The following is an 18,911-nucleotide window of genomic DNA, read 5'->3' on the forward strand; positions in this document are numbered from 1 at the left end:
GGTACGTCTGCCCGTCGCCTTCCGGGCATACGGCTGTCAGTTGGGAGGTCGGGCTCTTTTGCGGGAGCCCTACGCGACGGGCATGACGTACCGGCACGGCCCCGCCCCCAGGTTGAGTCGCGACCGCGGGGGCGCCCCGTCAGGGGCGCGGGGAACTGCGCGACAAGCCCCCACCGGGCTTGCACTCTTCGCACCGGGCCGAGGCACCCCTTCGGGGTTAGGGGGTCTGGGGGCGCAGCCCCCTGGGATGGGACGGGTAGGGGCGGCGGGGGCGAGGAAAAGGTTGGTTATGGCTGATTGCGGTGGCGGGCCGCTCGGGCGATGGTGACGACGGCCTTTTCCAGGGCGTACTCGGGGTCGTCGCCGCCCCCCTTGACACCGGCGTCGGCGTCCGCGACCGCGCGGAGGGCGACCGCGACACCGTCCGGGGTCCAGCCCCGCATCTGCTGGCGGACCCGGTCGATCTTCCAGGGCGGCATACCCAGCTCACGGGCGAGGTCGGCGGGACGCCCCCCGCGCGCGGAGGAGAGCTTGCCGATGGCCCGTACACCCTGCGCCAGCGCACTGGTGATCAGCACGGGGGCGACGCCGGTCGACAGGGACCACCGCAGGGCTTCGAGCGCTTCCGCCGCCCGCCCCTCGACGGCCCGGTCGGCCACCGTGAAGCTGGAGGCCTCGGCCCGCCCGGTGTAGTAGCGCCCGACGACGGCCTCGTCGATCGTCCCCTCGACGTCCGCGACGAGCTGGGTCACGGCGGACGCCAGCTCCCGCAGATCGCTTCCGATCGAGTCGACGAGGGCCTGGCACGCCTCCGGTGTGGCCGACCGCCCCAGCGCACGGAACTCGCTGCGCACGAAGGCCAGCCGGTCCGCCGGCTTGGTCATCTTGGGACAGGCGACCTCTCGCGCCCCCACCTTGCGCGCGGCGTCGAGAAGGCCCTTGCCCTTGGCCCCGCCCGCGTGCAGGAGCACCAGCGTGATCTCCTCGGCGGGAGCGCCCAGGTACCCCCTCACGTCCTTGATCGTGTCGGCCGACAGATCCTGCGCGTTGCGCACGATGACGACCTTGCGCTCGGCGAAGAGCGACGGACTCGTCAACTCGGCCAGCGTGCCCGGCTGCAACTGGTCCGACGTGAGGTCCCGTACGTCCGTGTCCGCGTCGGCGGCCCGCGCGGCGGCCACCACCTCCTGCACGGCTCGGTCGAGCAGGAGGTCCTCCTGCCCCACGGCGATCGTGAGGGGGGCGAGCGGGTTGTCGTGTGCAGAGTTCCTGGCCATCGCGGTCAAGCATCCCACGCACCACTGACAACGGGCTCCGGCCGGTGATCGACCGGAGGGCGGGGGGCGCGGGGGCGGGCGGGGGACGGTTACGGCTCGTGGCTCACGGCTCTTGGCTCACGGTTCCTCGCGCCAGCCGTCCCACTCGCCCGCGAACTCGTCCAGTTGCCCGGCGTCGAGCCGGCCGTCCGCGTCCCGCAGTACCAGCAGCCACTGCGCGTCCTCGGCGTCGTCCTCACCAGCCAGGGCGTCCCGTACGAGCTGCGGCTCCTCGTCGAGCCTGAACCGCTCCCCGAGCGCCTGTGCCGCCTCCTCGGCGGCATCGCGGTCGGGCAGCACCAGCACATGTCTCACGTCACTCACGGGGACATTTTCCGGTACGCGTGCGGCATCTTGAACCAGGGCCGGGGGGGCGGGGTCGGGGTCGGCCGACCGGCGATCCCCGGTCAGCTCTTGGGTACGACCTGCACATCCAGGGCGACCCGGATGCTGGGGCCGACCACGGCGATGCCTCGCGCGAGCATCGTCTGCCAGCTCACCGTGAAGTCGTCGCGGCGCAGTTCGGTGGTGGCCCGGCAGGCCGCCCGCACCTCGCCCTCCATACCGTTGCCGACCCCGAGATACTCCGTGTCGAGCGTGACCGTACGCGTCACCCCGTGCAGCGTCAGCGCCCCGGTGACCGCCCACCGGTTGCCGCCCTTGTACACGAACCGGTCGCTGTAGAACTCCAGCGTCGGAAACCGGTCCACGTCCAGAAAGTCCCCGGACCTCAGGTGATCGTCCCGCATCTTCACGTTGGTGTCGATGGACGAGGCGTCGATGATCACGTGCATGGCCGACTGCTCCATGCGCTCGGCCATGCGCATCACACCCGCGAAGGTGTTGAACCGCCCATGCACCTTGGCCAGCCCGATGTGCCGCGCGGTGAACCCGATCGAGGAGTGCGTCGGCTCGATCTCCCAGTCCCCCGGCCCGGGCAGCGCGGGCGGCCGGGAGACGTGCAGGGTCACATCGCCGAGCGAGACCACCATGCTCTCGGTGACCGTGGCGTCCGCCCGGTAGGGGGCGTAGCCCTCGGCCGACACCGCGATCCGGTACTCACCTGCGGGAACCGTCGCTATGAAGGACCCGAACGGGTCCAGTCCCCCGCCGACCACCTTGCGTCCCGAGGCGTCCATGACCGCGAACTCCGCGTGCGGCACCGGCTGCCGGACCGGATCAAGCACCCGGCAGCTGAGCACTCCGGCCCCGGCGGGCATCGGTACAGCGGCGAGACCACCCGCCCGTCGCGCCCGGTTCGTACGGTTTCCCAGCCACCTGCCGAGCATCTGCGACACACCCTCGCGCGACCTGAACGACGTGAATTCACCTGTTGTCGAGGAGGCATTCGACCACTGATGCGACTTTCGAGGCAAGACTCGACCACATAGCGGGAATCCGGCACATGTGCTGGGACTATGCATGAGTACCCCGAATTAGCCGTTCCGCTTATGTCCTCCACTCAAGCACTCACTTTCCTCACTACCGGGACGCGCTCCAGCACGATCCCGAACCTCTCCCGGTACGCCTCCAGAACCTCCTCGTCCATGGCCAGATCCGACGCCGTCTTCTCGCCGTCCGGGCTGGTGACCGTGAGCGTGCGTCCGCTGAGCGTGATCCGCCCGCCGTCTTCGGTGACCCGCGAACAGACCAGCGACTGTGTGAAGTGCGACACAGGGGAGGTGCTGTGCCACCAGGCTCCGGCCGCGAAGTCGCCGAGCACCCGGGGCCGGCTCTCCAGCCGGTACTGGGACCGGCCGTTGCGCACCACTTCGAGGTCCCCGAACAGCCCCGCGCTGCCCTGCACTCCGGCCGGATCCGCCCCGGCCACGATCACCCGGAACGCACCGCCCGGATCCGCCTGCTCGCCCCGCTCCTCGATGGCCAGCGGGTAGTGGCTGTGCGCCCCGAACCCGACATCGACCAGCCAGTCGCCTCCGTCCACCGTCCGCACCCGCAGCGCGAGATGGTCGTACGGAATCCCCAGCCGCTCCTCCTCCCCGTACACCCGCGCCGCGAGCAGCGTCACATCGAAGCCCAGCGCCCCGAGCAACGCCCCGAACGCCCCGTTCAGTTCGTAGCAGAAGCCGCCCCTCCGGGCGCCCACCACCTTGTCCACGAGCCGTTCCTCCTCCAGCACGATCTTCTCGCCGAGGTGGATCGACAGGTTCTCGAACGGCACGGTCAGCAGATGCCGCAGCTGGAGTTCGCGGAGTACGTCGGCAGTGGGCCAGGCGGGGTGGGCGGCGCCGATTCGGCGGAGGTAGGCATCGGCCTGTGCGGGTTTCATGACCTCAGTCTCGCGCGACCTGCAGCCGATCCCCCCATCCGGCAACCGCGACCGCTCCTCCCTCGTCCGTACGCAGCACCTCCGCGCCCCCTGCCCGCAGCGCCGCCAGCGTGCTCGGTGCCGGGTGTCCATAGGGGTTGTCGGCACCGCAACTGATCAACGCGAGGCGTGGCGCCACCCGGCGTATGAGCTCCGGGTCCTGGTAGGCCGACCCGTGATGGGCGACCTTGAGAACGTCCACGGCACCCAGTCCTGCCCCGGCCGGTGATCTCAGCAGCGCCTGCTGTGCGGGCGGTTCGAGGTCTCCGAGCATCAGCAGCGTCAGCCCGGCCGACCGCACCAGCAGCGTGACGCTCGCGTCGTTCGCGCCCTCGGGTCCCGGGGCCGGGCGCGGTGGCGGCCACAGCACCTGCCAGTCGAGCGCACCCGTACGGCGCCGCTCCCCCGCCACCGCCGGTGTCACCGGGATGCGGCGGGCCGCGGCCTGCCGGTGGACGGACTCCACCTGGTCCAGCGGCTCCGCGAAGCCCGTCGTCTCGATCGCGCCCACCGAACGCCCCCGCAGCACGCCCGGCAGGCCCGCCACATGGTCCGCGTGAAAGTGGGTCAGCACGACGAGCGGGATGCGTGTGATGCCGAGCGCGCGCAGACAGCGGTCCACCAGTATCGGGTCGGGTCCCGCGTCGACCACCACACCGGTGCCGTCGCCCGCCGCGAGCACCGTCGCGTCCCCCTGCCCCACATCGCACATCGCGACTCTCCAGCCGGGCGGCGGCCACCCGGTGATCACCCGCGTGAGGGGAGGCGGCTGCACCAGCACGAGCAGAAGCAGCACTCCGCAGGCAGCGCTCAGCCAGGGGTGCCTCAGGAGCCTCCGGAAGACGAGCAGGGCCACGGCGATGGCGCACGCGAGCAGCAGCGCGCCCGTCCAGCTGCCCGGCCAGTCCACTCCCCCGCCGGGCAGGGCCGCCCCCGTGCGGGCGATGTCCGCGATCCATCCGGCGGGCCAACTCGCGCACCACGCCAGCGCCTTGGCGACCGGCATCGCCCACGGAGCCGTGGCCAGCGTCGCGAAGCCCAGCACCGTGGCCGGCGCGACCGCGAACTCCACCAGCAGGTTGCACGGCACCGCCACCAGGCTCACCCGGGCCGAGAGGACGGCGACGACAGGCGCGCACACCGCCTGCGCGGCACCCGCGGCCGCCAGTGCCTCGGCCAGTCGGGGCGGCACTCCGCGTCTCCGGAGCGCGGCGCTCCACCTCGGAGACAGCGTGAGCAGGGCACCGGTCGCGAGCACGGAGAGCAGGAAGCCGTAGCTCCGGGCCAGCCAGGGGTCGTACAGCACCAGCACCAGCACCGCGGTGGCCAGCGCCGGGATCAGGGACCTGCGGCGGCCGGTGGCGATGGCCAGCAGCGCGATCGCTCCGCAGGCCGCGGCTCGCAGCACGCTGGGGTCCGGCCTGCACACGATCACGAAGCCGAGCGTGAGCACACCGCCGAGCAGGGCCGTCACCCGTAGCGGAATGCCGAGCCGGGGCGCGAGTCCGCGTCGCTCGGCGTGCTGGGCCCGGCCGGCCGGCCCGATGAGCAGGGCGAGGACGATCGTGAAGTTGGCGCCGCTCACCGCCAGGATGTGGGTGAGATCGGTCGCCCTGAACGCCTCGTCCAGCTCCGGCGTGATCCGTGAGGTGTCCCCGACCACCAGTCCCGGCAACAGCGACCGCGCGTCCGGCTCCAGCCCGTCGGTCGCCGCCCGCAGCCCGGCCCGCAGCTTCCCGGCGAACCGCTGCGTACTCGACGGCTCCTCGACCACCTTCGGCGGCCCGCCGCCGCGCACGCGCAGCACCGCCGCGATCCGGTCGCCGTCCCCGAGCGGGGGCACGACCCGTGCCGTCACCCGCAGCCGGGTGGAGGGGAGGAGGGAGAGCCAGGGAGAGCCCTCTCGTTCACGAGCCGCCCGCGGGCCCGCGTCCACGATCAGCAGTACCGGTGTTCGCGTCTCCGTCGCCGTCCCGTCCGGCTTGTCGACACGGCGGACCTCGGCGTTGAGCAGGATGGCTGTCGGGGCCGCGTGGTCGCCTCTGATCCGGGGGCGGGTGAGGCGCGGGTCCGAGGTGACCTCGGCTTCGGCGGTCACCTCGGCATACTGACGCGCCAACTCCGGGACCGGGCCCCGGCGCAGGTCCGCACCGTGCAGGCCTCCGGAGGCAGCCGCCGCCGCGACGCAGAGCAGCACGGCGGCGACGGAGGCATTCGGCCACGACCACCACAGGCCCCGCCACCCGCCACCACGGCCCAGCCCCGATCGCCGCCCGGGCCCAGGCCCAGACTCCGGCTCCGGCTCCGGCTCCGGCTCCGGCTCCGGCTCCCCACGCGTACGGCTCCGACGGGTGAGCAGCAACGCTCCGGCCACGACCGCGCAGGTGATCGCCAACCCGGTGACCCACCCCGGCGGCGCGTCCAATGTCAGTGCCGCGGTCGCCCACGCCGCCAACGCCGGTGGCACCAGCCGCAGATCCGTCGGCCCCTCCTGCCGAGGGTGTGCGGCACCGAGCGGATTGCCGGCGGCGACGTGCACGGCCGGGCGACGGTCGTGAGTGGCGGCGAGCCGGTGCTGGGCCACGACGGGTGCCGAGAAGGCCCGCGGCGCCCCCGGCACCGCCGCACCCCGAATCTCCGGGCCCGTCATGGCCGTACGAGATTCTGCAGATCCGCGAAACGGCGGTCGCCGATACCGTTCACCTCGCGGAGCTCGTCGACCGAGCGGAAGCCGCCGTGCTGGGTGCGGTAGTCGATGATGTGCTGGGCGAGGACGGGGCCGACGCCGGGCAGCGTGTCGAGCTGTTCCAGGGTGGCCGTGTTGAGGCCGACCGGAGCGGCCGCGGCACCGGCGGCGGCTCCACCGGCCGCGACACCGGGGCCTGCCGCCGCGCCCGGACCCACCGCGCCCGGTGGCGCACCGACCACCACCTGCTCGCCGTCGACCAGCAGCCGCGCGCGGTTGAGGCCGTCGGTGGCCGTGCCGGGACGGACCCCGCCGGCCGCCCGCAGCGCGTCGGCGACCCGCGAACCGGCCGGCAGCCGATGGACACCGGGCTCGCGCACCTTGCCGCCGACGTCCACCACGATCGCGGCGCCGGCCGCGCCCGCGGGGTCCTGCGCGGCGGCCGAGGCTCCCGGCGCCGCGTCCGGCCGGCCCGCGCCTTCCTCCCCATACGGAACCGCGGCCCGCACCACTTCCGGCGCTCGCACGGGCTGGGTCCGTCCCGACCAGAAGTGCTGCACGGCGAAGACCGCCGCGACAAGGAGCACCACCGTGAGCGCGACCGCGCTCCTGCGCTCCAGCCCGCACCTGGACTGCAGCCACAAAGGCATCCGCTCCCGGGCGGCATGCCCGGCCCGCTCCCGCCATGCGGCGGTGTCCCGGGGCGCGTCTTCACCCACCTCCGGTTCCGGGCTTGCGATCACAGCCGGGCCGGCGTCACTCCACCCGGGAGCGGACATCGGTTCATCCAGCGCCCTCGGCGGCCCATGCCTCGACTCACCGCGCTCTCTTGCCCGTTCGGCGAAGAGTGCCTCCGCGCGCAGGCGCAGCGCCTCTGCCGAGGCTGCTCGGCGACGGGCCCTGCTCCGGTAGGGCTGGTGACGGCGGTGTCGCGTACGGCTGTCGGAGACCGGGCTCCGGCCGGGCCCGCTGGTGGCTGTCGCTGTCCGTGAAGGTGAAGGTGATCGAAGTGCCATGCGACGAGAATCGGGCATCCCGGCCCGCCGCGATGATCTTGCTCAATTCCCGGGGATTACTGCCCAGTTGTGGATAACTCCGTCACCCGTACGGTGAACGAACAGGCGCACTCGCACCAGCGCCGGCACCGGCTCCGGCACCCCTCACCGGGGAGAGACAACCGCCCCGAGCAACCCGGGCCCGGTGTGCGCCCCGATCACCGCCCCGACCTCGCTCACATGCAGATCCGCCAGCCCCGGCACCCGGAGCCGCAACCGTTCCGCGAGTGCCGCCGCCCGCTCGGGCGCGGCAAGATGGTGAACCGCGATGTCGACCTGCGCGCTGCCTGCCCGGTCGGCCACGATCTCCTCAAGGCGGGCGATGGCCTTGGTGGCCGTCCGTACCTTCTCCAGGAGTTCGATCCGCCCGCCGTCCAGCTGCAGCAGCGGTTTCACGGCCAGCGCGGATCCGAACAACGCCTGCGCCGCCCCGATCCGGCCGCCCCGGCGCAGATAGTCGAGCGTGTCGACGTAGAAGTACGCGTATGTACCGGCGGCCCGCTTCTCCGCCGCGGTGACCGCCTCGTCGACCGTGCCGCCCGCCTCCGCGGACTCGGCCGCGGCCAGCGCGCAGAAGCCGAGGGCCATGGCGACCATCCCGGTGTCCACGACCCGCACGGGAACCGGAGCCTCACGGGCGGCGAGGACCGCCGCGTCGTACGTACCCGAGAACTCCGCGGACAGGTGGAGCGAGACGATGCCGGTGGCCCCGGACTCGGCGACCCTGCGGTAGGTCTCGGCGAAAACCTCGGGGCTGGGCCGGGAGGTGGTGACGGACCGTCGCTTCTGCAGCGCCTGGGCCAGCGACCGGGCCGAGATCTCGGTGCCCTCTTCTAGCGCCCGGTCACCGATGACCACGGTCAGGGGCACCGCGGTGATGCCGTGGCGCTCCATCGTCCGCGGCGGCAGGTAGGCCGTTGAATCGGTGACGATCGCGACATGGCGGGACATGAGCTGGAGATTACCCGTCGGGGCGCGCGGGCGGCAGCCCGGCCCCTCTCGCCTCCGGCCGGACGACCGGGATCAGGTCAACCGGATGAGGTCAGCCGGCTCAGGTCGTGCTCTCGGGGCGGGGCTTCTTCTCCCAGGGGTACGTGGGCCGTTGCCTCGCCGGATTGATCGCGGGCCGGGCGGGCTCCTCGGCCGTGCGGGCCCCCGGGCTCTCCGGCCAGGTCTGCTGGTCGGCGGCAGCCGTGGCCGGTGCCTCCGGCCACGGCGGCGGGGTCTCCGCGCGCTCGGGGGACGGCTCCGTCGTCCAGTGCCGCAGTGCGCCCGCCTCCATGTCGATCTGCGTGCTCAGCGAGTCCAGGTCGTCGCTCACGAAACGCTGGGCTCGGTCGCGTGCCGCCCAGCGCAGTGCGTCGGCCGACTTGGTTATCTGCTCCGTGCGCTCCCGCAGCGCCGGCAGCCGCTCGGCGAGGCGGGCCCGGTCCGGCTCGCGCTCCAGCCGCTTCAGTTCGTCGTCCAGCTCGTGGCCGTGCGCGCTGAGCCGCTTGAAGAGTGCGAGGGACTCCTTCAGCGACTCGTCCTCGGCCACGCCCGCCTGCAGCGCGTCCTGGGTGGCCCGCATCGACGTGCGCAAGGAAAGCCGCAGTTGGGCGAGCTGGCCCTGCGGTCCCGGCTGGGCGACACTCTTCGCCCTGAGCGTGGAGTCCTCCACCGTGCGGCGGGCCTGGTCGACGGTGCGGTTCACCCCGCGCTTGGCGGCGCCGACCACCTTCACCGTCGCGTACGCGCCCAGGACCACGAACAGGACGAAGATCAACGCCACGATTGCGACCACGGCTTCCATGACGATCCTCTCGGGTCCTGCATCCAGTGCCTGGCGACTCTCCACGGTAAACGGAAAAGGCAGGCCGAGGGTTCCAGCAGAACCCCCAACCTGCCCGTAGGGGACTTCCCCGAGCCGGGCAACCGCACCGCCCGGCCCGGGGAAACGCCTACGCGGGAACGATGTTCACCAGCTTCGGCGCCCGCACGATCACCTTGCGGATGCCCGCCCCGTCCAGCGCGGCGACCACCTTCTCGTCGGCCAGCGCCACCTTCTCCAGCTCCTCGTCCGAGATCGCCGGGGAGACCTCCAGGCGCGCCTTGACCTTGCCCTTGACCTGCACGACGCAGGTCACGGTCTCGTCCACGACGTACGCGGGGTCGGCGACCGGGAAGTCCCGGTGGACTACCGAGTCGGTGTGGCCCAGCCTGCGCCACAGTTCCTCGGCGATGTGCGGGGCCAGCGGCGCCACCAGCAGCACCAGGGAGTCGGCGACCGAGCGCGGCAGCGGTCCGCCCGCCTTGGTCAGGTGGTTGTTCAGCTCGGTGACCTTGGCGATGGCGGTGTTGAACCGCATGCCCTCCAGGTCCTGGCGCACCCCGTCGATCGCCTTGTGCAGGGCGCGCAGCGTGTCCGCGTCGATGTCGGCATCCGCGGTGTCGACGACGGTGACCTCACCGGTGCTCTCGTCGACGACGTTGCGCCACAGCCGCTGCAGCAGCCGGAACTGGCCCACCACCGCGCGCGTGTCCCACGGCCGCGACACGTCCAGGGGGCCCATCGCCATCTCGTACAGGCGCAGCGTGTCCGCGCCGTACTCGGCGAAGATCTCGTCCGGAGTGACCGCGTTCTTCAGGGACTTGCCCATCTTGCCCAGCAGCCGGGAGACCTTCTCGCCCTGGTGGTAGTACGCGCCGTCGCGCTCCTCCACCTCGGCGGCCGGGACCGCGATGCCGCGGCTGTCGCGGTACACGAAGGCCTGGATCATGCCCTGGTTGTACAGCTTGTGGAACGGCTCGGCCGACGAGATGTGCCCCAGGTCGAACAGGACCTTCGACCAGAAGCGGGCGTACAGCAGGTGCAGCACGGCGTGCTCGGCGCCGCCGACGTACAGGTCGACGCCGCCGGTCGGCTGCCCCTCGCGCGGGCCCATCCAGTACTGCTCGACCTCCGGGTCGACCAGCTTCTCGGAGTTGTGCGGGTCCAGGTAGCGCAGTTCGTACCAGCAGGAACCGGCCCAGTTGGGCATGGTGTTGGTCTCGCGGCGGTACTTCTGCGGGCCCCGGCCGTCGCCCAGGTCCAGGGTGACGTCGACCCAGTCCGCGTTGCGGGACAGCGGGGTCTCCGGGGACGTGTTCGCGTCGTCCGGGTCGAAGGTGCGCGGCGAGTAGTCCTCGACCTCCGGCAGCTCCAGGGGCAGCATCGACTCGGGCAGCGGGTGGGCGACGCCGTCCTCGTCGTAGACGATCGGGAAGGGCTCGCCCCAGTAGCGCTGCCGGCTGAACAGCCAGTCGCGCAGCCGGAAGTTGACGGTGCCCGCGCCGATGCCCTTGCGGGCCAGCCACTCGGTGATGCGCGCCTTGGCCTCGACGACGCCCAGGCCGTCCAGGGACACCTCGTCGCCCGAGGAGTTGACCAGCTTCGCGTCGTACGAGGCGAACGCGTCGTCCCAGGTGGTGGTGTCCGTTCCGCGGTCGTCCGAGGGCTCGACGACGCACCGCATCGGCAGCTCGAAGGCGCGCGCGAAGGCGAAGTCACGCGTGTCGTGCGCCGGGACGGCCATGATCGCGCCGGTGCCGTAGCCCATCAGTACGTAGTCGGCGATGAAGACCGGGATCCGCTCGCCGGAGACCGGGTTGGTCGCGTACACGCCGGTGAAGACGCCGGTCTTGTCCTTGGCCTCGGCCTGCCGCTCGACGTCGGACTTCGAGGCGGCCTGGGCGCGGTAGGCGGCGACGGCCTCGCCGGGGGTGGCGTGGCCGCCGGTCCACACGTCGTGTGTGCCCTCGGGCCAGGCGGCCGGGGTGAACTTCTCGACCAGCGGGTGTTCGGGCGCCAGCACCATGTAGGTCGCGCCGAACAGGGTGTCCTGGCGCGTGGTGAAGACCGTGATCGCTTCGCCGTCGACCGGGAAGTCGACGCGGGCGCCCTCGGAGCGGCCGATCCAGTTGCGCTGCTGCAGCTTGATGGCCTCGGGCCAGTCCAGCGCGTCCAGGTCGTCCAGCAGCCGGTCGGCGTACGCGGTGATGCGCATGTTCCACTGGCGCAGCTTGGCCTTGAAGACGGGGAAGTTGCCGCGCTCGGAGCGGCCGTCCGCGGTCACCTCCTCGTTCGCCAGGACGGTGCCCAGGCCGGGGCACCAGTTGACGGGCGCGTCGGAGGCGTACGCCAGGCGGAACTCACTCAGGACGTCGGCGCGCTCGGCGGCGGTCAGGGCACCCCACACGCGCGCGTGCCCGACGACACCCGGTACGGCTCGCTCGCCGCTCTCGAACTGGGCGACCAGCTCGGCGATCGGGCGGGCCCTGTCAGCCTCGTCGTCGTACCAGGAGTTGAAGATCTGCAGGAAGATCCACTGGGTCCACTTGTAGTACTCCGGGTCGATCGTCGCGAACGACCGGCGGTTGTCGTGGCCCAGGCCCAGCCGGCGCAGCTGGACCTTCATGTTCTCCATGTTGGCCTCGGTGGACGCACGCGGGTGCGTGCCGGTCTGCACGGCGTACTGCTCGGCGGGCAGGCCGAAGGCGTCGAAGCCCAGGGTGTGCAGGACGTTGTGGCCGGTCATGCGCTGGTACCGGGCGTACACATCGGTGGCGATGTAGCCCAGCGGGTGGCCGACGTGCAGGCCCGCACCGGACGGGTACGGGAACATGTCCATGATGAACTTCTTGGGCTTGGCGGCCAGCTCGGGGTCGCCGGCCAGGTCGCCCTTGGGGTTGGGCGCCGCGTAGGTGCCGTCGGCGTCCCAGAAGTCCTGCCAGCGTGCCTCGATCTGCTCGGCCATGGCAGCCGTGTAGCGGTGCGGCGCGGCCACCTCGGAGGCGGCAGCGGTATTCGTCTCGCTCATGATCCTCAAAGCTCCATAGATCGTCTCTGCCAGCGGCTCAGAAATGAAAAAACCCCTCGCACAGGAGGGGGCGCCGCGCCGATTCCGGCCACGGATTCATCGGTGGCCGGGATTGATCAGCGCGGCTCGCTAAGCAGAAGGCGTACGGCACGCATGGCGTCAGGGTACCGCAGCGACCGAGCGGGCCGCGACGCGCTTTCGGCTACGCTGCGGCACTGCGTGTCACGCTCGCGCCGGGTCGACAAAACTTGAACAAAGGTCAAAGGTTACTTCGCGTAAGGGCCACTAAGGGACATCACAACTCCCTCGTTGCCCTTTGATAACAACGCAATAACTCAAACCTCGTACCCTCCGGTATGGCTCGACCTAGAGTGCGGCAGCGGGACCGCTTTCCCGAACTGTTCGGAGTTGCCCCAATGAACTCTCGCCGCAACAACAGCACGCTCCCCCAACCGGGCCGCTCGGTCCGGGGCGGAGTGACGGCTGCCGCATTGCTGCTCATACCCCTGGTCGTCGTGATCGGAGGTGACGGATTCCGCGAATTCCTCAACTTCGGCGCGGGCGTCCTGTCCCTCGTCTCCCTCACCTGCTCGGTGCTCTGGGGGCTCATCGCCTCCGACCAGATCTTCCTCAACGCGCGCCAGCGACTGATCGCCCAGGCCGTGCACAGGGCGACAGCGGTGAGCTCGGTGGGCTTCCTTCTGCTGCACATCACGGTCAAGATCGCGCTCGACCACACGACGCTGGTCGGGGCCCTGATCCCCTTCGGCCTCGGCGTCAGCGGCCCCGAAGGGCTCATCGGCTTCGGCTCCCTGGCCGCCCTCCTGATGATCTTCACCGCCCTCACCGGCGCGCTGCGCAGCGCGTTCGCGTCCCCCGTACAGGTCGCCGCGCGCTGGCGCGCGGTGCACATGCTGGCCTACCCCGCCTGGTGCTTCGCACTCGTCCACGGCCTCTTCTCGGGACGCGAGGCGGCGCCGATCTTCGTGATCCTGTACGGCCTGGCCCTGGTCGCCGTCATGGGCGCGCTGGCCCTGCGGGCGGCGCCCCTGCCGTTCAAGCGGCAGGTCGCCAAGCGGGTCCTGGGCCTGCTCGACAGCGGGAACAGGCAGCCTCGCGAGGACTCGGAGGCACGCCGTGCCACCGGAGACGCCCGGTTGCCGGGCAGCGGTGGCCGGCCGGGCTTCCCCGACCCGATGGTTCCCCAGCAGCGGTCCTCGTCCCCGTCGGCGCCGCTGTACGAGTCCCCGCGGCGCGGCGCCCTCCAGGACTCAGCGTCCTTCACGGACACCGGATCCTTCACAGACACCGGGTCCCTCACGGACACCGGCGGCTTCGCGGCCGCGTACCGGGCCGTTTCCGGCGCCCCGCGCACACCCGATCCCTCGATGCCCGACCCGACCGAGCGCATTCAGTTCCCGATGGACGCGCAGCCCACGGAGACGATGCCGCGCGTCGACGGCAACGGGGCAGGCCGCTGGCCGACCCCCTCCCCGCCCCTGTACGAAGCCCCGCCGCGCCCCGCCGAGACACCGAACTACGACACGGGCTCCTACAGCACCGTGTCCTACGACACTCCCGCCGCCAACGCCTCGTACGGCGGGAGTGACTTGTACAACACCGGTGAGACGAACGACCCCCTCGGTACGTACAACCCGAATGACACGTACGACAGCGGTCCCGCCACTGAAACGCTGCCCGGTTCCTTCGAGGCACCAAGCAACGGCGAACCCTGGAACGCGCCTTCCGGAGGCTTTTAGTGAACGAGGCCCTTCCCGACGTCCCCGAAGTCCGAGTGGTGGGCCTTCCCCAGCTCACCTCCGGATTCGATCTCGTCGAGAGACTCGACCTGCCCATGCACCTGAAGGTGCACGGGCCGCTCGAACCGATGGGCGGAGAGCAGCTCGCCCAGCTCTCCGAGCGGATCTCTCTGAAGGGCCGTGGTGGCGCGGGCTTCCCGTTCCACAAAAAGCTGCGCTCGGTGGCCGAGGCGGCCATCCGTCGCGGCGTACGGCCCGTGGTCGTCGTCAACGGGAGCGAGGACGAGCCGGCCTGCCGCAAGGACACGGTGATGATCAACCGTGCCCCGCATCTGATCCTGGACGGGGCCCTGCTGGTCGCCGAGGCCCTCGGTGCCCGCACGCTGGTCGTCGGTGTGACCCGCGAGTCCACGCAGCGGTCGATGGAGGCGGCGCTCTCCGAGCGCGGGCTGACCAACCGGCGCGGGGCGACCATCCGCGCGCGCGTGCAGCGCAACCCGGTCCGGATGGTGACCGGCGCGGCGGCCTCACTGGTCCGCTCCATCGACGGCGGTCCCGCGATCCCGCCGGGCCGTAAGACCAGCGCGTCGCAGAACGGTGTCGGCGGCGCGCCCACCCTGCTGTCGAACGCCGAGACGTTCGCGCAGCTGGCGATCGCCGCGCGCATCGGCGCCGAGCGCTACGGCAACACCGGTCTGTACGACGAGCCCGGCACCGTCATGCTCACCGTCTCCGGAGCGGTCGCCCGCCCGATGGTGATCGAGGCCCCCACCGGCGTACCGCTGCGCTACATCCTGCAGCTCGCCGGCGCCCCGCCGATGCCGCAGGGCGTGCTGACCGGCGGCTACCACGGCAAGTGGCTGGACGCGGCGACGGTCAACGAGGCGATCGTCTCGCGCAACTCCCTGGACGCGGTGGGCGGGGCGCTCGGCGCGGGCGCGATCCTGCCGATCAGCACGGCGACCTGCCCGCTGGGCGAGTCACTGCGGGTGGCCCAGTGGCTGGCCGAGGAGAGCGCGGGCCAGTGCGGTCCCTGCTACCTCGGGCTGCCCGCCGCCGCGCGCGGCATGGAGGACATCCTCAACGGCGGTGGTCCGGCCGCTCTGGAGGCGCTGAAGCAGGTCGCCAACGCCGTGAAGCGGCGCGGTGCCTGCTCCCACCCGGACGGCTCCGCGATGTTCCTTGAGTCGACCATCAAGGCGTTCACGGACGACCTGGCCGCGCACGTCCTCGGCAACGGCTGCGGCAGGCCCGTGGAGGGCGTTCTGCCGCTCTTCGAGGGCGGTCAGCTCCCGACCGGTATCCCGGGCGGCCAGCCGGCGCTGGAGCAGGGTCCGAGCCGCCAGAAGATCTACGTCGACTGGACGCTGTGCCGCGGGCACGGCCTGTGCGCGGACATCCTCCCGGAGGTCTTCGAACTGGGCGCCGACGGCTTCCCGACCGTCGCGCAGGCGAACGTGCCCCGGTACGCGGAGGCGAAGGCGCTGCGCGCCGTACGCCGCTGCCCGGCGCTCGCCCTGCGCCTAGAGGAGGACACCCGCGGGGCCGCACCGCGGCAGAACCTGCCCGCCGTGCGCGAGGGTGGCGGCGGCGGTCGCCGCGCTCTGGGCCGCGGCCGCTGAGCGGCTGACACGGACGGCCCGGGAGACCGGGCCGCCGATGTCCCCGCACGAAGTCGGTTCAACTCGGTTCGACACCGAACTCAACGCGGAAGGCGGGCCATCCTGTTCGGATGGCCCGCCTTCATCTGCTGTGGAGCTAAGGAGATTTGAACTCCTGACCCCCTGCATGCCATGCAGGTGCTCTACCAACTGAGCTATAGCCCCTCGCGGTGTTCCACCGGGTCTCCCCGGCGGCGACGCCAACATTACACGGTCCTCCCGGTGCACCACCAAATCGTTTCCGGTGTGCGTACGGATGGCGATGGCGCCGCTGCCGGAGTCAGGCCGTGGCGAACGAATAGAACCGTTTGAGCGTGCAGTGCTCGTCGAGGAGCCGACCGTAGATCGGCTCGCCCTCCAGCTCGCGGTACGTCTCGATCGGGTCGCCTTTTATGATCAGCGCCCGCGCGCACTCCTCGCACCAGTACTGGTAGTCGTGGTTGACCGGTTCCATGTCGCGGACGATGGGCGTACCACTGCCGCACCAATCGCACTTTCGCCTGTGTGCACCCATCGATCAGCTCCAGCTGTGGCCGCAGGCCGTGCACACGTAGGAAATTCCGCCGTTGTCGCCGAGGACTTGGGCGACGTGGGCCGATCCGCAGGAAGGGCAGTCGAGGCGGGTGATCCGGTCCCGTAGCACCTCGGATTCGGGAAGGTCGACGACCTCCCCGAGGATGCTCGCAGGCATCGCCACTCCCTCCCGTCGGGCCGCGCCCCCTTCCGGCCGTTTGATTCTGCCATGGCCGGGCCAATACGGTCAGCGACGCCTTCGTACCAGTCCGGACACAGCACCCGTCGCGGCGGTCGCGGCCAGCGCGAACATGCAGACGAGAAGCGCGTCCGAAGAGGTATACGCCTGCGGAGCCCCAAGTGACTCAAGCCGATTCAAGAAGAGTGTGCCGAAAGCCGCGACGCCGATCAGCTGGCCGAGCTGAGTGACCGTCGCGAGCAGTCCGCTGGCGTCCGCCGCGTCCTCGGGCCGCACGGTGGCGAGTGCCCGCGTGAGCGTCGGGCTGAAAGCGAGCGCGAGCCCGATGCCGACGCCGGCGAACGCGGCGTACAGCCAGAAGCCGGCCCCCTGGCCGTCCCGCAATGCCAGGCCCACGGAGGCGACCGAGACCGAGGCGAATGCGAACCCCGCGGGAATCAGGGCGCGTTGCCAGGAAGCGGGCCAGGTGCGCCAGGTCAGCCCGACCACTCCGAAGACCACCGCGGTCGGCGCGAAGGTGAGCCCCGCGCGCAGCGCGCTGTAGCCGAGGCCGCCCTGGACGTGCAGGGTGAGCACGAAGAGGAAGCCGCCGTTGACCGCCATCACGGCCATGATCCGGAAGATCGCGAGCCCGATGCCGGGGTGGCGCAGCACCCGCGGCGCGATCAGCGGGGTGCCGCCGCGCCGGGCGAGCCGTGACTCGTACGCGCAGAACAGGGTGAAGAAGACCGCGGCGGCGGCGAGCGACAGCCAGGACCACAGGGGCCAGCCCTCCTCCTGGCCGAGCACCAGCGGCACCGTGAGCAGCGAGACGGACCCGCCCAGGAGCACGAGGCCGGGCAGGTCGAGGCGGTGCGGGCGCTCGGGGGCCCGTGCGTCGTCGCGCGGCAGGACGTGCGCGCCGAGCGCCAGGAGTACGAGGCCGACGGGCACGTTCACCAGGAACACCGGGCGCCAGCCCGTGCCGAACAGGTCCGCGCTGACCAGCACGCCGCCGAGCACCTGGCCTGCCGCGGCGCCGGTCGCGAGTACGGCCGAGTACAGGCCGAGGGCCCTGCCTCGCGCCTCGCCGGTGAAGTTCCGCTGGATCAGGCTGAGGACCTGCGGGATCATCAACGCCGAGCCGGCTCCCTGGATCAGCCGGAAGGCGATCAACTCGCCGGTGCCCTGGGCGAGTCCGCACGCCAGCGAGGCCGCCGTGAACAGCGCGAGGCCGGCGAGGTACACCCGGCGGTGGCCGAACAGGTCGCCCAGCCGGGCGCCGGTGATGAGCAGCACGGAGTACGTGATGGCGTATCCGGCGACCACCAGCTGCAATCCGGCGCCGGACGCGTCGAGTTCGGCGCCGATGGCGGGCACCGCGACATTGACGATGAAGACGTCGAGCAGGGCCATGAACTGGGCGGCGAGGACGATCGCGAGCAGCCGCCCGGGGCGGTTGTCAGTGCCGGGAGCTTTACTGGAGTCGGGACTTGGTCCGGGACCGGGTGTGGGTGCGGGGTCTGGGCCCGGCGGGGTTGTCGTCGTCATGGCATCGAGCGTGACGGCGGGCGGGTACGGGTGACGAGAGCCCGTCGATGCTGGTACTGACAGCACCTGGCAAGGGCTCGGCCCGGGGGCGACGATGGGGGATGTGACGACGATGGCCACGACACAGCGCCGCCGGCCAGAGCTGGCCGCCTTCCTGCGCGGCAGGCGGGCGCGGGTGACGCCGGCCGACGTGGGGATGCCGCCGGGTCTGCGTCGCCGTACGCCCGGGCTGCGGCGCGAGGAGGTCGCGCAGCTGTCCGGAGTCGGAGTCACCTGGTACACGTGGCTGGAGCAGGGACGGCCGATCAACGCGTCACCGCAGGTCCTGGACGCCGTGGCACGCACGCTGCGGCTTGACCAGCCGGAGCGCGAGCATCTCTACGACCTGGCGGAGGTGCCCTACACGCCGGGTCACGAGTCCACCGCGCTGACCGTGGGACCGGAGATACAGGAGATCATCGACGCCCTCGATCCACAGCCGGCGGTGGTCTACAACACGCGGTACGACATCCTCGCGACCAACCCCGCCTACCGGGACCTGTTCGTCGTGCCGGAGACGCCCCCTGCCGGAGGTTCCGTCCGCAACGCGCTGTGGACGCTGTTCACGGCGCCGGAGGAGAGCTGTCCCGTGGTGTTCCGGGAGAGCGAGCTGCCGGTGATGGTGGCGACGCTGCGGGCCGCGTACGGAAGACATGTCGGCGAGCCCGCCTGGGAGGGCTTCATACGCCGGCTGTCGAAGGCCAGTGCGCACTTCGACCGGCTGTGGCGGAACGGGGACGTGGCGCCGCCTGGGCCCCGGGTGAAGACGTTCCGGCACGCGGCGGTGGGAGAGCTGCGCATGACGTCGGTGTCGCTGTCGGTCAACGGGATGCCCGAGTGCCGGATCGTGGTCTACCGGCCGGACGACGAGGAGACAGGTGCGCGGGCGGCTCGGCTGCGGGATCTTCGAGAGCAGCGGCGGCAACAGCGGCAACAAAAGATCCCGTCCCCTGACGGGAACGGGATCATCCAGCTGCGAAGCTGA

15 protein-coding genes and 1 tRNA gene are annotated in these 18,911 nt (G+C 71.5%); 3 read left to right on the forward strand and 13 right to left on the reverse strand.

Annotated features, from left to right (window positions below; translation table 11 throughout):
• Positions 1–287 precede the first annotated feature (287 nt).
• From holA to leuS, 9 genes are all read right to left on the reverse strand, one after another.
• Complete coding sequence (gene holA, locus AB0I18_RS26660; RefSeq protein ID WP_363108107.1) at positions 288–1,277, reverse strand: DNA polymerase III subunit delta; 990 nt, start codon at positions 1,275–1,277, stop codon at positions 288–290.
• Positions 1,278–1,394: 117 nt separating this feature from the next.
• A complete protein-coding gene (locus tag AB0I18_RS26665) occupies positions 1,395–1,640 on the reverse strand; it encodes a hypothetical protein (RefSeq protein ID WP_363108108.1) in 246 nt (81 codons plus the stop codon).
• An 83-nt stretch (positions 1,641–1,723) separates the two neighbouring features.
• The gene (locus AB0I18_RS26670; protein ID WP_363108109.1) at positions 1,724–2,605 is read right to left on the reverse strand and encodes a YceI family protein; all 882 of its coding nucleotides are present in this window, start codon (positions 2,603–2,605) and stop codon (positions 1,724–1,726) included.
• Positions 2,606–2,778: 173 nt separating this feature from the next.
• Entirely contained in the window at positions 2,779–3,606 is an 828-nt protein-coding gene (locus AB0I18_RS26675; RefSeq protein ID WP_363108110.1) for an arylamine N-acetyltransferase, read from the reverse strand.
• Between the two features lie 4 nt (positions 3,607–3,610).
• Positions 3,611–6,184 carry a ComEC/Rec2 family competence protein gene (locus AB0I18_RS26680; protein ID WP_363108157.1) on the reverse strand — a complete coding sequence of 858 codons (2,574 nt, stop codon included), beginning with the start codon at positions 6,182–6,184 and terminating at the stop codon, positions 3,611–3,613.
• Between the two features lie 107 nt (positions 6,185–6,291).
• On the reverse strand, positions 6,292–7,347 hold the full coding sequence (locus tag AB0I18_RS26685) for a ComEA family DNA-binding protein (protein ID WP_363108111.1): 1,056 nt from the start codon (positions 7,345–7,347) through the stop codon (positions 6,292–6,294).
• 144 nt (positions 7,348–7,491) lie between these two features.
• On the reverse strand, positions 7,492–8,337 hold the full coding sequence (locus AB0I18_RS26690) for a DegV family protein (protein ID WP_363108112.1): 846 nt from the start codon (positions 8,335–8,337) through the stop codon (positions 7,492–7,494).
• Between the two features lie 100 nt (positions 8,338–8,437).
• The gene (locus AB0I18_RS26695; RefSeq protein ID WP_363108113.1) at positions 8,438–9,178 is read right to left on the reverse strand and encodes a hypothetical protein; all 741 of its coding nucleotides are present in this window, start codon (positions 9,176–9,178) and stop codon (positions 8,438–8,440) included.
• Positions 9,179–9,326: 148 nt separating this feature from the next.
• Positions 9,327–12,224 (reverse strand): leucine--tRNA ligase, encoded by a 2,898-nt coding sequence (gene leuS, locus AB0I18_RS26700; RefSeq protein ID WP_363108114.1) that lies wholly within the window; start codon positions 12,222–12,224, stop codon positions 9,327–9,329.
• A 416-nt stretch (positions 12,225–12,640) separates the two neighbouring features.
• On the opposite strand from leuS, the gene AB0I18_RS26705 reads away from it, so the two are divergent.
• Positions 12,641–13,984, forward strand: a complete 1,344-nt coding sequence (locus AB0I18_RS26705; protein WP_363108115.1) for a cytochrome b/b6 domain-containing protein — start codon at positions 12,641–12,643, stop codon at positions 13,982–13,984.
• Positions 13,984–15,606 carry an NADH-ubiquinone oxidoreductase-F iron-sulfur binding region domain-containing protein gene (locus AB0I18_RS26710; protein WP_363108116.1) on the forward strand — a complete coding sequence of 541 codons (1,623 nt, stop codon included), beginning with the start codon at positions 13,984–13,986 and terminating at the stop codon, positions 15,604–15,606. The genes AB0I18_RS26705 and AB0I18_RS26710 overlap by 1 nt, the downstream gene beginning before the upstream one ends.
• Before the next feature lie 131 nt (positions 15,607–15,737).
• Here AB0I18_RS26710 and AB0I18_RS26715 read toward each other — a convergent pair.
• The 4 genes from AB0I18_RS26715 to AB0I18_RS26730 form a co-directional block, all read right to left on the reverse strand.
• A tRNA-Ala gene (locus AB0I18_RS26715) sits at positions 15,738–15,810 on the reverse strand.
• Positions 15,811–15,925: 115 nt separating this feature from the next.
• Positions 15,926–16,159 (reverse strand): hypothetical protein, encoded by a 234-nt coding sequence (locus AB0I18_RS26720; protein ID WP_010986886.1) that lies wholly within the window; start codon positions 16,157–16,159, stop codon positions 15,926–15,928.
• Between the two features lie 3 nt (positions 16,160–16,162).
• The gene (locus AB0I18_RS26725) at positions 16,163–16,336 is read right to left on the reverse strand and encodes a hypothetical protein (protein ID WP_363108117.1); all 174 of its coding nucleotides are present in this window, start codon (positions 16,334–16,336) and stop codon (positions 16,163–16,165) included.
• A gap of 69 nt (positions 16,337–16,405) precedes the next feature.
• The gene (locus tag AB0I18_RS26730; protein WP_363108158.1) at positions 16,406–17,782 is read right to left on the reverse strand and encodes an MFS transporter; all 1,377 of its coding nucleotides are present in this window, start codon (positions 17,780–17,782) and stop codon (positions 16,406–16,408) included.
• 199 nt (positions 17,783–17,981) lie between these two features.
• On the opposite strand from AB0I18_RS26730, the gene AB0I18_RS26735 reads away from it, so the two are divergent.
• On the forward strand, positions 17,982–18,911 hold the full coding sequence (locus AB0I18_RS26735; RefSeq protein WP_363108118.1) for a helix-turn-helix transcriptional regulator: 930 nt from the start codon (positions 17,982–17,984) through the stop codon (positions 18,909–18,911).

The organism is Streptomyces sp. NPDC050704 (assembly GCF_040654355.1).
Lineage (GTDB): Bacteria > Actinomycetota > Actinomycetes > Streptomycetales > Streptomycetaceae > Streptomyces.

What these genes read in the sequence shown, in the direction of transcription:
- AB0I18_RS26705 (WP_363108115.1), top strand. Translation starts at nt 12,641, where the DNA reads ATGAACTCTCGCCGCAACAACAGCACGCTCCCCCAACCGGGCCGCTCG.
- holA (WP_363108107.1), bottom strand. Translation starts at nt 1,277, where the DNA reads ATGGCCAGGAACTCTGCACACGACAACCCGCTCGCCCCCCTCACGATC.
- AB0I18_RS26695 (WP_363108113.1), bottom strand. Translation starts at nt 9,178, where the DNA reads ATGGAAGCCGTGGTCGCAATCGTGGCGTTGATCTTCGTCCTGTTCGTG.
- AB0I18_RS26685 (WP_363108111.1), bottom strand. Translation starts at nt 7,347, where the DNA reads ATGGCACTTCGATCACCTTCACCTTCACGGACAGCGACAGCCACCAGC.
- AB0I18_RS26675 (WP_363108110.1), bottom strand. Translation starts at nt 3,606, where the DNA reads ATGAAACCCGCACAGGCCGATGCCTACCTCCGCCGAATCGGCGCCGCC.
- AB0I18_RS26720 (WP_010986886.1), bottom strand. Translation starts at nt 16,159, where the DNA reads ATGGGTGCACACAGGCGAAAGTGCGATTGGTGCGGCAGTGGTACGCCC.
- AB0I18_RS26690 (WP_363108112.1), bottom strand. Translation starts at nt 8,337, where the DNA reads ATGTCCCGCCATGTCGCGATCGTCACCGATTCAACGGCCTACCTGCCG.
- AB0I18_RS26725 (WP_363108117.1), bottom strand. Translation starts at nt 16,336, where the DNA reads ATGCCTGCGAGCATCCTCGGGGAGGTCGTCGACCTTCCCGAATCCGAG.
- AB0I18_RS26735 (WP_363108118.1), top strand. Translation starts at nt 17,982, where the DNA reads ATGGGGGATGTGACGACGATGGCCACGACACAGCGCCGCCGGCCAGAG.
- AB0I18_RS26670 (WP_363108109.1), bottom strand. Translation starts at nt 2,605, where the DNA reads ATGCTCGGCAGGTGGCTGGGAAACCGTACGAACCGGGCGCGACGGGCG.
- leuS (WP_363108114.1), bottom strand. Translation starts at nt 12,224, where the DNA reads ATGAGCGAGACGAATACCGCTGCCGCCTCCGAGGTGGCCGCGCCGCAC.